Here is a 13,457-nt window from a genome sequence, read left to right as displayed (position 1 = left end):
CCCACTCAGGTGCGGCGACGCACCAGCACGGTGCCGCCGACGATCGCGGCCAGGGCTGCGAGCACGGCCAGCCAGGTGAACGGGGCTCCCGCGTCGGGCAGCAGGCCGCCGGCGGAGTCCTCGGCGACGATGTCCGTGTCGGTGTCCTCGGCCACGTCCTCGTCGCTGTCGACCGGCGGGGTGGGCGTCGGTGTTCCCGCCTCGCCGGGCGGCACCTCGACCGCCTGACTGGCGAGGGTGACGGCTCGGTGGCTGGGGGCGGTCCCGGTCACCTCGACGGTCAGCGAGCTGCCTGCATCGGCGTCGGCCGGCGTGTAGGTCGCCTCGTCGGCGCCGTCGATCGGCTCGCCATCACGTTGCCACGCGTACGTGAACGTGGCCTCGGGCGACCAGGCGTCCACGGTCGCGGTCAGCTCGGTGCCCACCTGCGGCTCCCCGGTGATGACCGGGGCGCTCGTCCGCGCGAAGTCGGCGGTGATCGAGAAGTAGGTCGTGGTGCCGGACACCTCGTTGCCCACGGCGAGCATCGCTGCCTCTGTCGGGCTGTCCTCGGCGGCGACGAAGGCGATGCTCTCGGGTCCGAGGTCGCCCGCGGCGTCCAGCACGGCCGCCGGATCAGCCGCGTCCTCGACCGAGACCGAGAAGTCGCGGTTGTTCAGGTAGGTGACGAACGTGGAGTCCGCCGGGGTCGTGATGTCGAAGACCGCGATCCCGCCGACGCGCTCGAAGCCGATGAACGCATACGTGCGGTCTCCGACCGAGCCGATCGTGATCGCCTCGGGCTCCGGGCCCTTGTCGTCACTGCGTCCTTCGCGGTTGGACTCGGAGTGGTTGGAGTTGAAGAACTCCGGTGCGGCCTCGGCCGTGATCTGCTCGAAGGCGTCCCCGGAGTCGAAGACCTGGTTTCCGTCGGTGTCGATGATCGAGAACGAGCGGGCGCCGAAGCTGTACAGCTGCTCGTAGCACGAGCCGTCGGCCGACAGGCCGCTCGCCGTGGTGACGTTGAGGCGCCCCAGCTGGGCATCGGAGGTCAGATCGGCAGCGGGGCTGTCGGCGCAGATCGGAGCAAGACCGTCGTCGCCGAGGTCCTTGACCCGGGCGCCCTCCACGTAGTCGCCCCACTCACGGGCGTCGCCCTCGTTGGCCGTGACCAGATAGGTGCGCCCATCCGCCGTGTACGAGTCGATGGTGTCGGGCATGTACAGGCCCAGGACGGGCCAGGTTCCGATGCTGGTGGTGGGCGCGTCCTCCGGGTCGCGATCGGACGGATCGAACCCCTGGCCGTCGATCGAGTGATCCTTCACTCCGAGAGGGAGCAGATCGGTCACCGTTGCCGTGGCGAGATCGACCACCGCGAGCGCGTTGGCCTCCTGCAGTGACACGTAGGCGGTCACGCCGGAGTCGTCGAGTGTGACGTACTCGGGTTCGAGGTTGGCCGACACGGGGAACTGCTCGTTCACGGTGGGGCCGAACACCCGCACGCCAGCCGGCAGCGGCTTGGAGCCGCCCTCGTCGTAGTCGTGGAAGTCAGCCGTGGCGACGTCGGACTGGGCCGGGGCCGACAGGGTCTCCGGCAGATCGACGATCGCGACCGAGCCCTCGGGGTCGATCGTGTAGTCGTCGGACGGCTCGCCCTCGTTGGCCACGACGGCTCGCTGGCCGTCGGGCGTGACGGTGACCATGTCGGGCAGCGCACCCACGCGGACCGCTCCGAGGGTGCTCAGCTCGGCACCGTCGAGCACCAGGAGCCAGCCCGGATCGGTCTTCACGTCGGACTCGACGGCGACGACGACGAGCCCGTCGGCGCGCACGTCGACGGAGTTCGCGACCGCGCCGGCGGGAATGGTCGATCCATCCGCCGCTGCGACGCCGGCCGCAGAGATCGAGTCCTCCAGCGTGGGATCGGTGGGGTCCGAGGCGTCCAGGACGTCGACCCTGCCGGAGTTGGCGTTCACGACGAACGTCCGGTCGGTGCCGGGATCGAACGCCACGATCTCGGCAGCGGACTCATCGAACTGGCCGGTGCGATGGGTGCCGAGCACGTCGAGGTTCAGCAGCGCCTCCTCGGCCGAGGTCGTGGGCGGATCGTCCACGGCGACGGCCGGGCCGGCCAGGACGGTCGTGGCCAGCAGAACGGATGCGGTCAGGCCGAAGCGGCCACGCGTGGTGAGCATGAGTCGGAATGTAGATACCGCCGATGGACCACGGCCGACGTCAGGGTGAACACGGGGTGGACGCCGGCGGTCCGTCCTGTGGGTCGACCGTCATCGACGGGTCATCCGGCTCGTGGTGCCCGAACGGAACATCCTCACCGTGACCGAGAGCAGCGAGAACCGACGGCAGCATGGCCTTGGCCGTGCGCTGGTATCCCCGGCTCGACGGATGGAAGCGGTCCTCGGCGAACATCGCGTCGGGCTGGCTGAGGAAGAACGGCCCCACCACCTCAGACAGGGACACGACCCGAGCGCCGAGGCCGAGTGCCGTCTCCCGCTGGGCGGCGGCCAGCTGGCGCGAGGATCGGCCAGCCAGGGCTCGCAGCGGCTGCGGGACCGCGACGAGCGCGCCGAGATCGGGGCAGGTCCCCACGACCACCTCGCAGCCACGTTCACGCAGTGCCATGACGGCCTCGGCCAGGTGCGCCACGGATTCGCCGTGCTTGACGCGGTGGGTGATGTCGTTGCCACCCACCACGATCACTGCGACGTCCGGGCGGTACCCCGCAGGCAGCCCACTGAGCTGGGCGCGTAGGACCGACGACTCCGATCCCACCACCGCAGCGGTGTGCAGCCGCACCGATCGATCGATGCGCTTGCCGAGCTTGCGGGCCAGCTGGGCACCCAGGGTGTCGCGCGGGCGCTCGGCTCCCAGGCCTGCCGCGATCGAGTCGCCCAACATGAGCAGCTCGACACGATCACCGCGCTTCTTGCGCCAGGTGCGGTCGGCGGCCAAGGCGTCCTCGCCCAGCGGCTTGCCGATCATCTGTCGGGCCGCCGCAGCCTGCCTGCGCAGCAGGTGCCGAGTGCCCCAGGCACCGACGAGGGAACCGCTGACGGCGACACCGGCAGCCGCGATCCCCACCGTTCGTCCCGTGCTCACCCGTGCATGATCCGCCTGTCAGATGGCTGGCAGATGAACGTCTCACGGCGTCAACCGAACAGTCGCTCGAACTCCTCCGGAGCCGTGACGTGACAGCCCAGGAAGAATTCCGAGCTCTTGCCGGTGCCGTGGTAGTCACTGGAGCCGGTGACCACGAGGCCGAGGTCTGCGGCGATCTCGCGCAGCTCCGCCCGGTGGGACAGCTCGTGATCGTTGTGATCGACCTCGATCCCGTCGAGCCCCGACTCGACGAGGGAAGCGATGGCCTCAGCGGACAGGACCTCCTGACTCTCTCGTGCCCAGGGGTGCGCGATCACGGCACGCCCACCGGCGTCCTTGAGCAGCTCGATCGCCCGGGCCAGGGGGATGCCGTACTTCTCGACGTTCGCCGATCCGCCGTCGTCGAGCAGGCCCTGGAAGGCTTCGTCTCGGTGCCCGATGTGCCCGGCCTTGATCAGTGCGTCGGCGATATGGGGCTTGCCGATGGCCGCTGCGCGCCCCGACTGCTCCTCGACCTGGGCCATCGTGATCGACATGCCCTGTGCGGCGAGCAGCTCGAGGATGCGCGGCACCCGTTGCTCCCGACTGTCCAGCACGAGCTTCAGCTCAGCGTTCAGCGCGGTGTGATCGGGGTCGAATCCGTATCCGAGCAGGTGCACGCTCGTGCCGTGCAGCTTGGTGGACACCTCCATGCCACGCACCAGACGGATTCCGCAGGCATCCGCGGCGGTCTGTGCCTCGTCCCATCCTGCGGTGTTGTCGTGGTCCGTCAGCGCGACGACATCGAGGTTCAGTGCCGCAGACTTCTGCACCAGCTCGGCGGGACTGTCGGTGCCGTCAGAGCGGTTGGAGTGGGTGTGCAGATCGATGCGCATGACGTCAGGCTAGTGCGAGTCCCCGACGTTCCACCGCTGCACCACAGGCGTGCCGCGGTCGTCACCCAGCACCGAGATGGTGGCGGTGTCGAGATCGAAGATGCGTCCCTCCGCGACCTCGAGGCCCAGCCAGCGCGCCGCCAGCACGCGCAGCGAGTGCCCGTGGGCGAACACCAGGGTGCGGCCGTCGACCGCGCGCACACGCTGCACGACACGGTCGAGTCGGGCGCCGACCTGGGCGGCAGTCTCGCCGCCCGGTGTCGGGTGGGTCCACACCGACCAGTTCGGCACGGTCTCCTGGATCTGCGGCGTCGTGATGCCCTCGTAGTCGCCGTAGTCCCACTCGACCAGGTCGCCATCGATCTCGACGTCCGTGAAGCCTGCCAGCTCAGCGGTGTGGGTGGCACGACGTCGTGGGCTGGTCAGCACCTGGGCGAACTCGGTGTCGGCCAGCCGCGGCGCCAGGCTGCGCGCCACCCGCTCCCCGCGCTCGGTCAGCGAGATGTCGGTGACGCCGGTGTGCTTGCCGGCCGCACTCCACTCGGTCTCTCCGTGGCGAACCACCCAGAGCTCACGGGGCTGGGGCTCACGGGGCTGGGGCTCTCGGGCCTGGTTCATCGTGGCGCCAGGGCCCAGTAGTCGAGGTCGAGCAGCACACCGGCGGCGTACTTCCCGTCCTCGCCGCGCAGGGTCATCGACTCGTCGCGGTCCTTGGTCGCCACCAGACGCAGGCGCAGTGCACCGACCCCCGGAGCACCCGTCTCGGCCGTGTCGAGCACCTCGGACCATGCGTAGATCGTGTCTCCGGCCAGCGCCGGAGCGGCGTGGGCGCCTGCGTTGATCGCAGCAATGAGCTGGGCGTTGGCCAGACCGTTGAAGGACAGCGCACGTGCCATCGAGATGATGTGTCCGCCGTAGACCAGCTGGCTGCCATCGGGGCGGGCCTGCGCGCTGAAGTGCACCTTGGCGGTGTTCTGCCACAACCGTGTGGCCATCATGTGCTCGGGATCGGTGAGGGTCACGCCGTCGACGTGGTCGATCTTCTCCCCGACCACGTAGTCGCCCCAACGATGCGGCTCCCCCGCCGCCACGGCGTCGTACTCGGTGAAGTCCAGGCCGACCGGCACGACGAGGTCGTCGGCGGCCACGACGTCGGCGAGCTCGGGTACCACGGTCTCCGGGGCAGCCTCTGCGGCGTCGCGCTTGTGCACCATGACCCAGCGCACCCAGTCGAGGGCCACCTCGCCGCGTTGGTTCGTCGCGGTCGAGCGGACCCACACCACGCCGGTCCGACCGTTGGAGTTCTGCTTGAGACCGATGACCTCCGAACGCGTGCGGAGAGTGTCGCCGGGCACCACGGGCCGGTGAAAGCGGCACTCGGCGTAGCCGAGGTTGGCCACGGCGTTCAGCGAGACGTCGGGAACGGTCTTGCCGAACGCGACGTGGAAGCCGATCAGCTCCTCGACCGGGTGACCCGACCCGTCCGGCGCCGCCAGACCCACGGCAGCGGCGAAGACCGCCGACGACGGCACTGCGAAGCGCGTCGGGTAGATCGCGCCGTACAGGGCACGGTCTCCCTCGGTGATCGTGCGCGGCGTGGCGTGCTCGATCACCTGTCCGACGGTGAAGTCCTCGAAGTAGTTGCCGGAGCTGGTCTTGTGACCTCTCTCGCTCACAGGTCGACCGGACGACCGGGCATGCGGGCCAGCAGCTCCTGCCCCTGGGCCAGGAACTTGTGCTCGACCATGACCTCGTACTTGGTGGCGATGACGCTCTGCACCGAGCTGAAGTCGCGCTGCCCGCGGGTGGCCGCGTAGCCCAACGATGCGGACACGACTCCGAACACGATGCCGAAGCCGATACCGCCGGCCAGCGTGGCCAGCATCGAGCTGCCCTCGGTGAACAGGCTCAGGATCAGTCCGATCAGCAGACCCAGCCAAGCGCCCGAACCGGCCCCGCCGATCAGCACACGTCCCCAGGTGAGCCGTCCCGTGACGCGTTCGACCTGACGCAGCTCGGTGCCGACGATGGCGATGTTCTCGACCGGGAACTGCTCGTCGGACAGGTAGTCGACGGCCTGCTGCGCTGCGGTGTACTGGTCGTAGACGCCGAGGGACTGGGGGTACTGAAGGGTGAAGTCGGGCATGAGGGCTCCTTAGAGCTTGTAGTCCTTGAGCAGGGCGCGGCCGATGATCATCTTCTGGATGTCGGACGTGCCCTCCCCGATGAGCATGAAGGCGGACTCGCGGTAGAGGCGCTCGATCTCGTACTCCTTGGAGTAGCCGTAGCCGCCGTGGATGCGGAACGAGGCCTCGACGACCTCGTTGCAGTACTCCGAGGCGACCATCTTGGCCATGCCGGCCTCGACGTCCATGCGCTCGCCGGCGTCCTTGAGGCGGGCGGCCTTGACCACCATGGCGTGTGCGGTCTCGACCTTGGTCGCCATCTCGGCCAGGCGGAACAAGATGGCCTGGTGCTGGGCGATCGGCTTGCCGAAGGTCTCGCGCTGCTGCGCGTAGGCGATGCCGAGCTCGAAGGCGCGGTTCGCGATGCCGACGGCGCGGGCGCCGACGTTGACACGGCCGACCTCGACGCCGTCCATCATCTGGTAGAAGCCCTGTCCGGGCTTGCCGCCGAGCACCTGGTCGGCACTGATCTTGTGGCCCTCGAAGATCATCTCGGTGGTGTCGATGCCCTTGTAGCCCATCTTGTCGATCTTGCCGGGCACCGTCACGCCCTGGGCCGTCTCACCGAAGCCGGCCTTCTTCTCGACCAGGAAGGTGGTCATGTTCTGGTAGACCGACTCCGAGTCCTCGTCGGTCTTGCACAGCACGGCGACCAGCGTCGACGAACCGCCGTTGGTCAGCCACATCTTCTGGCCGGTGATCTCGTATCCGTCGTCAGTCCTGGTGGCCTTCGTGCTGATGGCCGCGACGTCGGACCCGAGGCCGGGCTCGGACATGCTGAACGCGCCGCGGACCTCGCCGGCGGCCATCTTCGGCAGATACCTGGCCTTCTGCTCGTCGGTGCCGTGGTGCATCAGCATGTACGCGACGATGAAGTGTGTGTTGATGACGCCCGACACGCTCATCCAGCCGCGGGCGATCTCCTCGACCACGAGCGCGTAGGTCAGCAACGACTCGCCGAGCCCGCCGAACTCCTCGGGGATCATCAGACCGAAGATGCCGAGCTCCTTGAGCCCCTCGACGATGTCGGTCGGGTACTCGTCCTTGTGCTCGAGATCCGTCGCGACGGGAATGATCTCCTTCTCGACGAACTGACGGACGACCTTGAGGATCTCGGTCTGGTCGTCGGTCAGACCTTCGGTGTTCACGAGCCGGCCCATCGGTACTCCTTGGTGTTCGGTGATGACGGCTCGACTGTACCGACCGGCAGCCGCACCGGCTGGACACCGGGTCGTGACATCGCCGACACCTTAAACCGGGGGCGCCTCGACCTGCGGCCGGCGCAGCACGACGACACCCAGTCCGGCCAGGATCAGCGCGAGCCCCGCATAGATCCCGGCCACGGGGGTCTGGCCGAGGAACACCCCGGCCAGCAGGGCAGCACCGGGGACCTCGAGCAGCAGGAGCAACGAGATGGTGCTCGGGCTCATCACCGACAGCAGGTGGTTGAACACCGAGTGCCCCAGGAGCTGCGCGACGATCGTCACGGCGATGATCGCGACCCACGTGCTGAGCGCGAATCCGGTCAGCTCGATCCCGGCGGCCAACGACACCGCGGCCAGCAGCACCGCACAGATCCCGTAGCAGGCCACCGTGTAGGCCGAGGTCGAGATCTGCCGCCGCACCCGGCTGCCGGCATCGAGATAGATCGCTGCTGCCGCGCCGCCGACCAGCGCGAGGAGGTCACCGGTGAGGGCGCGGGCCGAGACCGTGAAGTCCACGCCGGTGATGACGAACACCCCGCCGAGCGCCATCGCCGACCCGACGACGACGGATCCGGGGATGCGTGAACCGTGCAGGCGATCGATCAGCACGATGAACACCAGCTGCATGCTGACCATCGCCGTGGCCGCGGCCACCGTGGTCAGCTTCAGCGCCGTGATCCAGGTGCCGAAGTGCACGGCGAGCATGACTCCGGCCAGCACGAGGTCACGTCGGCCCCCTCGATCCAGGGTCCTGAGCTCGGCCGGGGCCCGCCGTGCCGCGAACGGCGCGATGGCGACAGCGCCCAGCGCGTTGCGCCACATGCCAATCGCCAGGGCGGGTGCCGCAGCACCCGCCATCAGGGGGCCGCTCGCCGAGACGCCGAGGACCGCCACGAGCGCGAGGAACGCATTCACCCCGACACTGTGCCCGATGGCCCGGGCAGGCGCTCCCTCGTGCCCCCTAGCCCCAGGATTCCTCCAGCTCGACCAACGAGTCCTCGAGATGTTGCAGCAGCCGCTGCAACGAGCTGCAGCGCTAGCCCCAGGATTCCTCCAGCTCGACCAGCGAGTCCTCGAGATGTTGCAGCAGCCGCTGCAGGTGAGGGATGGAGCGACGGCAGCCGATCAGGCCGATGTCGATGTGGTCCTTGCGGCTGGTCAGGGTGATGTTGAGCGCCTGGCCGTCGAGCACGATCGAGACCGGGTACATCCCGTCGAGCCGGGCACCGTTGAAGTACATGTCCTCCTTGGGACCTGGCACGTTCGACACGATCACGTTGAACGGGGGCCGCGTGTACCGCACGAACCCGGGCACCGGGTTCAGCGCGAGCGGTGCCATCTGGACTGCGGACAGGGCCAGGATCTGGGTGGGCGTGAGGTCGCCCATGATCTTCTTGGCCTGCTTCGCCGAGTAGGAGATCTCCTCGAGCCGGGTCGCTCCGTGCGCGCGGTTGGTCGCCAGGCTGACCACGATGGCGCCCACCTGATTGCCTCCCCCACGATCAGCGCCGTCCGGCCCGACGGCGTCGGCGCGCAGCGCCAGCGAGATCGGGACCATCGCGGTCATCGGCTCGTCGGGCAGGGCGTTCTGCTCCAGCAGGTACTGCCGCAGAGCGCCGGAGACCATGGCCAGGACGACGTCGTTGAGGGTGGTCTCCGAGGACTTGGCCACCTGCTGGATGCGATCGATGCGCCACGACTGGGCAGCGAACCTGCGGGCTCCTCCCACCGGGCCGTTCAGGATCGACTTGGGTGCCCGCGGCAACGTGATGTCGTGATCGCGCACCACCTGCCGGGCGATCTTCAGGCCGGTCGGCACCAGGCCGGCCACGTCTCCGACCACGTCGGCGCCCGATCGCACGATGCCCCACGGATCGAGCCCACGCCGCATGGCGACCGATCGCGAGCGCGGCTGGACGAGCCACGGCGGCAGGCAGTCGCGGGCCTCCGGATCCTTGCTCAGCGAGCGCTGCATGAGGCGGATCGCCGCGACGCCGTCGACCATCGAGTGGTGGACCTTGGTGTACACCGCGACCCGCCCGTCCTGGAGGCCCTCGACGACGTGGCACTCCCACAGCGGTCGGTGACGGTCCAGCAGGGACCCGTGCCACCGGGAGGTGAGCTGCAACAGCTCGCGAATGCGGCCCGGATGTGGAATCGCCGAGTGCCGCACGTGGTAGTCGTAGTCGATCGTCTCGTCCGATGACCACCAGGTGGTGCCCAGCAGGTTCACCGGCTCAGCGGGTCGGCGACGAAACAGGTCCGAGACGTCCGAGCTCTGCCGAAATGCCTCGACCATCTCGCGGGCGTACTGCGGTCCGGCGTCCTCGGGCGGGACGAACAGCTGCAGTCCCCCCACGTGCATGGGGTGCTCACGGGACTCGGCCAGCAAGAACATCGAGTCCGTCGGGGGCATGAACGGCATCTGAACTCCATCGCTCGTTGGTCCGCCGAGTGCGCCGATCAACCGCTAGGCTGACGACGCCTTGTGGCGTAGGTCACTTCAGACGTGCAGGGTATGACTCAAGTCCCAGTGCGAAGAAGGAGGCCCCATGGTCTCGCACCTGTCCGTGGCCGCCGAGCCTCGCTTCATGCCCGGAGCCAGCGTCCAGTCGCGGCTCCTCGGATTCGGCCTTCGCCACGGAGTCCGACCCCTCGTCAGCGCGTGGACGATGCTCCCCTTCGACTTCATCCCGCCGAATCTGGTCGATCATCTGGCGCGCCTGCTCCCGGTCCACGAGGGCACCCGGTGGCGCACCATCGGACTTCCGGCGTGCTCGGCCGAGTGGTTGCGGGCCACCGGAGTCGACGAGTCCACGGACCGCGGAGCCATCCTGTACTTCCACGGCGGCGCCTTCTTGACCTGCGGCATCAATACGCACCGACGACTCGTCTCGCGCATCTCCTTCGCGTCCAAGCAACCCGTGCTCAACGTCGACTACCGCCAGATGCCCCGCGAACCGGTCGCGTCGTCGGTCCACGACGGCGTCACGGCGTTCACGTGGCTCCTCGAGCAGGGATACCGCGCCGATCAGATCACGATCGCCGGCGACTCCGCTGGCGGATATCTCGCCTTCAGCGTGGCGCGTGCCGTCATGGACGCAGGCCACGGCAAGCCCGCAGGCGTGGTCGCCATCTCACCCCTGCTGGAGTTCGACCCCGCCCGCAAGCAGTCGCACCGCAACGCCCATCGATGCCAAGCCTTCCCCCTGCGCGCCTTCACCCGGCTGAGCGAGGTCACGCACAACTTCGACACCCGCCGGGGAGTCGCCGGACGCCGGGTCTGCCCCGTCGACATGCCACTCGCCGACATGCCCCCCACCCTGATCCATGTCGGCTCCCGCGAGGTGCTGATGGCCGATGCCGAGCTGATGGCCAACCGTCTGACCTCGGCGGGCGTCCCGTGCGATCTTCAGATCTGGGACCGCCAGGTGCACGTGTTCCAGGCCGCGGCGTCGTGGGTGCCCGAGGCCCGCGCGGCGATCGAGGAGATCGGCACGTTCGTGCGCCATCTCGCCGAGAGCCAGCGCGATGTCACCGCCCCGGCCGGCTCGGTGCGCGTGGCCGCGACCCGCGTGCCCGCAGCTCGCCGGGCCGCCTCCGTCTAGGGAGCCCGGGCACCGATCGGCAGCCGGACCACGCGTGGTCGACACTGGTGGGGACGAGATCATCGCAGGAGGGGACATCACCATGAAGCAGCCGGGAACCGACCGAGACGCGATCGACGAGAACGATCTCGAGGTGCACGAGCCCAAGACGGCCGCCGCAGGGGTGACCGGTGTCCGCGTCGCCCTGCAGCGATCCGTGGCGCACATGGGCCTGCGACGAACCGCGAAGACGCTGACCAAGCTCAACCAGGCCGACGGCTTCGACTGCATGAGCTGCGCCTGGCCCGATCCCGATCCCGAGAATCGGCATGCTGCGGAGTTCTGCGAGAACGGCGCCAAGGCCGTGGCCGAGGAGGCCACCCGAGACCGGGCCACTCCGGCCTTCTTCGCCCAGCACAGCATCGCCGACCTCGACGCCCACGACGAGTACTGGCTCGGCCAGCAAGGTCGCATCACGCACCCCATGGTCAAGCGTCCCGGCGGCACGCACTACGAGGAGATCTCGTGGGACGACGCCCTGGCCCTGGTCGGCGACCACATCAAGGCCCTCGACTCCCCCGACGAGGCGATCTTCTACACGTCGGGACGAGCCTCCAACGAGGCCGCCTTCGCCTACCAGCTGTTCGCCCGCGCGCTCGGTACCAACAACATGCCGGACTGCTCGAACATGTGTCACGAGTCGACCAGCATCGCGCTGCAGGAGTCGATCGGCATCGGCAAGGCGTCGGTGACGATGAAGGACGTCTACGAGGCCGACCTGATCCTCATCGCCGGCCAGAACCCCGGCACGAACCACCCGCGCATGCTCTCGGCCCTGGAGATCGCCAAGCGGCGCGGCGCCAAGATCATCGCGGTCAACCCCCTGCGCGAGGCCGGCCTGCACAACTTCCGCAATCCCCAGGTGCCGCGCGGCATCGTCGGCAAGGGCACCGAGATCGCCGACCTGCACCTGCCGATTCGCCTCAACGGCGATCTGGCCCTGTTCCAGGCGATCGGATCACTCCTCGTCGAGTGGGACGCCCTCGACCACGACTTCATCGCCCGACACAGCACCGGCTTCGAGGCCTGGGCGCACCACGTCGCATCCGTGGACTGGGCCACCGTCGAGCGGGCCACCGGCCTGAGCCGGGCGCAGATCACCGAGGCTGCCGAGATGATCCGCGCGTCGGACAAGACCGTCTACTGCTGGGCCATGGGCCTGACCCAGCACCGCAACGCCGTCGCCACCATCAAGGAGGTCTGCAACGTGGCCTTCGCCCGCGGCGACATCGGCAAGCCGGGCGCCGGGCTGTTCCCGATCCGCGGCCACTCCAACGTGCAGGGCGATCGCACGATGGGCATCTGGGAGCGTCCGCCGGCCAAGTTCCTCGACGCCCTGCAGGCCGAGTTCGGTTTCGATCCGCCCCGCGAGGATGGCCTCGACACGGTCAACTCCGTCCGGGCGATGCGCGATGGCGAGGCCCACGTGTTCATCGGGCTGGGCGGCAACTTCGTGCAGGCGGCGCCCGACACCACCGTCACCGCCGCGGCGTTGCACCACACACGGCTGACGGTGCAGATCTCGACCAAGCTCAACCGCTCGCACCTCGTGTGCGGCGAGACCGCCCTGATCCTGCCGACGCTCGGGCGCACCGAGAAGGACGTCCGAGGTGGCAAGGAGCAGTTCGTCACGGTCGAGGACTCGGTGTGCGCCGTGCACGCCTCGCGGGGCGTGCTCGACCCCGCCAGCGAGCACCTGCGGTCCGAGACGGCAATCGTCACGGGCATCGCCCGGGCGACGTTGGGCGATCGCCACGGCATCGACTGGGCAGCCATGGGCGAGGATTACGACGTCATCCGCGACCGCATCTCCCGCGTCGTGGCCGGTTGCGAGAACTACACCGCCAAGGTCGACCGGCCGGGTGGCTTCGTGCTGCCCCACCCGCCGCGCGACACCCGCACCTTCGAGACCGCGTCCGGCCACGCCGAGTTCGTGGTCTCACCCATCGACGTGCTCGAGGTCCCCGAGGGTCACCTGCTGTTGCAGACGCTGCGCAGCCACGACCAGTTCAACACCACCATCTACGGGCTCAGCGACCGCTACCGGGGCATCGAGGGTGGCCGACGAGTCGTGTTCGTCCACCCGGACGACATCACCGCTCTCGGCTTCACCGATGGCGACCTGGTCGACCTCAGCACCCGGTGGGACGACGACGACATCGAGCGGGTGGCCCCCCAGTTCCGCATCGTCGCCTACAGCACCCCGCGCGGCACCGCTGCTGCGTACTACCCCGAGACCAATCCGCTGGTGCCGCTGGACTCCACGGCCGAGGGCAGCAACTGCCCCACGTCGAAGTCGGTGATCGTGTCCCTCGTGCCGTCGCGACAGTCCTCCGACCGCACGGGATCCTTCGACAGCCTCAGCGGCGATCAGGCGCAGAACGGGCGGGGGTCGGATGAGGGCCACAAGTCACACCCTCAGCCGACCCACCTGTCCTGACCGAGACG

General features: G+C 68.8%; 11 protein-coding genes. 2 read left to right on the top strand and 9 right to left on the bottom strand.

The window, feature by feature from the left end; genetic code table 11:
* Positions 1-5 precede the first annotated feature (5 nt).
* The 9 genes from ACHAA3_RS14925 to ACHAA3_RS14885 form a co-directional block, all read right to left on the bottom strand.
* Entirely contained in the window at positions 6-2,174 is a 2,169-nt protein-coding gene (locus ACHAA3_RS14925; protein WP_435709834.1) for a choice-of-anchor I family protein, read from the bottom strand.
* Positions 2,175-2,214: 40 nt separating this feature from the next.
* The gene (locus tag ACHAA3_RS14920; RefSeq protein WP_435709833.1) at positions 2,215-3,096 is read right to left on the bottom strand and encodes an SGNH/GDSL hydrolase family protein; all 882 of its coding nucleotides are present in this window, start codon (positions 3,094-3,096) and stop codon (positions 2,215-2,217) included.
* Positions 3,097-3,146: 50 nt separating this feature from the next.
* Positions 3,147-3,971, bottom strand: a complete 825-nt coding sequence (locus tag ACHAA3_RS14915; RefSeq protein ID WP_435709832.1) for a PHP domain-containing protein — start codon at positions 3,969-3,971, stop codon at positions 3,147-3,149.
* A gap of 9 nt (positions 3,972-3,980) precedes the next feature.
* Complete coding sequence (locus tag ACHAA3_RS14910; protein WP_435709831.1) at positions 3,981-4,535, bottom strand: histidine phosphatase family protein; 555 nt, start codon at positions 4,533-4,535, stop codon at positions 3,981-3,983.
* A gap of 50 nt (positions 4,536-4,585) precedes the next feature.
* Entirely contained in the window at positions 4,586-5,647 is a 1,062-nt protein-coding gene (locus ACHAA3_RS14905; protein ID WP_435709830.1) for a MaoC family dehydratase, read from the bottom strand.
* The gene (locus tag ACHAA3_RS14900; protein ID WP_435709829.1) at positions 5,644-6,117 is read right to left on the bottom strand and encodes a general stress protein; all 474 of its coding nucleotides are present in this window, start codon (positions 6,115-6,117) and stop codon (positions 5,644-5,646) included. The genes ACHAA3_RS14905 and ACHAA3_RS14900 overlap by 4 nt, the downstream gene beginning before the upstream one ends.
* Positions 6,118-6,126: 9 nt before the next feature.
* A complete protein-coding gene (locus tag ACHAA3_RS14895) occupies positions 6,127-7,317 on the bottom strand; it encodes an acyl-CoA dehydrogenase family protein (protein ID WP_435709828.1) in 1,191 nt (396 codons plus the stop codon).
* 90 nt (positions 7,318-7,407) lie between these two features.
* Positions 7,408-8,277: a DMT family transporter gene (locus ACHAA3_RS14890; protein ID WP_435709827.1), complete on the bottom strand. Its 870-nt coding sequence runs from the start codon at positions 8,275-8,277 to the stop codon at positions 7,408-7,410.
* A 121-nt stretch (positions 8,278-8,398) separates the two neighbouring features.
* On the bottom strand, positions 8,399-9,787 hold the full coding sequence (locus ACHAA3_RS14885) for a WS/DGAT/MGAT family O-acyltransferase (RefSeq protein ID WP_435709826.1): 1,389 nt from the start codon (positions 9,785-9,787) through the stop codon (positions 8,399-8,401).
* Positions 9,788-9,914: 127 nt separating this feature from the next.
* Between ACHAA3_RS14885 and ACHAA3_RS14880 the strand changes: the two genes are divergently transcribed.
* Together ACHAA3_RS14880 and ACHAA3_RS14875 are read left to right on the top strand one after the other, a co-directional pair.
* A complete protein-coding gene (locus tag ACHAA3_RS14880) occupies positions 9,915-10,970 on the top strand; it encodes an alpha/beta hydrolase (RefSeq protein ID WP_435709825.1) in 1,056 nt (351 codons plus the stop codon).
* Positions 10,971-11,052: 82 nt separating this feature from the next.
* Positions 11,053-13,449, top strand: a complete 2,397-nt coding sequence (locus ACHAA3_RS14875) for an FdhF/YdeP family oxidoreductase (RefSeq protein ID WP_435709824.1) — start codon at positions 11,053-11,055, stop codon at positions 13,447-13,449.
* Positions 13,450-13,457: the final 8 nt, after the last annotated feature.

The organism is Aeromicrobium sp. CF3.5, from assembly GCF_051262695.1.
Lineage (GTDB): Bacteria > Actinomycetota > Actinomycetes > Propionibacteriales > Nocardioidaceae > Aeromicrobium.
This window is presented reverse-complemented; position numbering and strand designations above follow the sequence as displayed.

Excerpts from the sequence above, each read along its gene's own strand:
- ACHAA3_RS14925 (WP_435709834.1), bottom strand. The coding sequence starts at position 2,174 with ATGCTCACCACGCGTGGCCGCTTCGGCCTGACCGCATCCGTTCTGCTG.
- ACHAA3_RS14885 (WP_435709826.1), bottom strand. The coding sequence starts at position 9,787 with ATGCCGTTCATGCCCCCGACGGACTCGATGTTCTTGCTGGCCGAGTCC.
- ACHAA3_RS14875 (WP_435709824.1), top strand. The coding sequence starts at position 11,053 with ATGAAGCAGCCGGGAACCGACCGAGACGCGATCGACGAGAACGATCTC.
- ACHAA3_RS14900 (WP_435709829.1), bottom strand. The coding sequence starts at position 6,117 with ATGCCCGACTTCACCCTTCAGTACCCCCAGTCCCTCGGCGTCTACGAC.
- ACHAA3_RS14880 (WP_435709825.1), top strand. The coding sequence starts at position 9,915 with ATGGTCTCGCACCTGTCCGTGGCCGCCGAGCCTCGCTTCATGCCCGGA.
- ACHAA3_RS14915 (WP_435709832.1), bottom strand. The coding sequence starts at position 3,971 with ATGCGCATCGATCTGCACACCCACTCCAACCGCTCTGACGGCACCGAC.
- ACHAA3_RS14895 (WP_435709828.1), bottom strand. The coding sequence starts at position 7,317 with ATGGGCCGGCTCGTGAACACCGAAGGTCTGACCGACGACCAGACCGAG.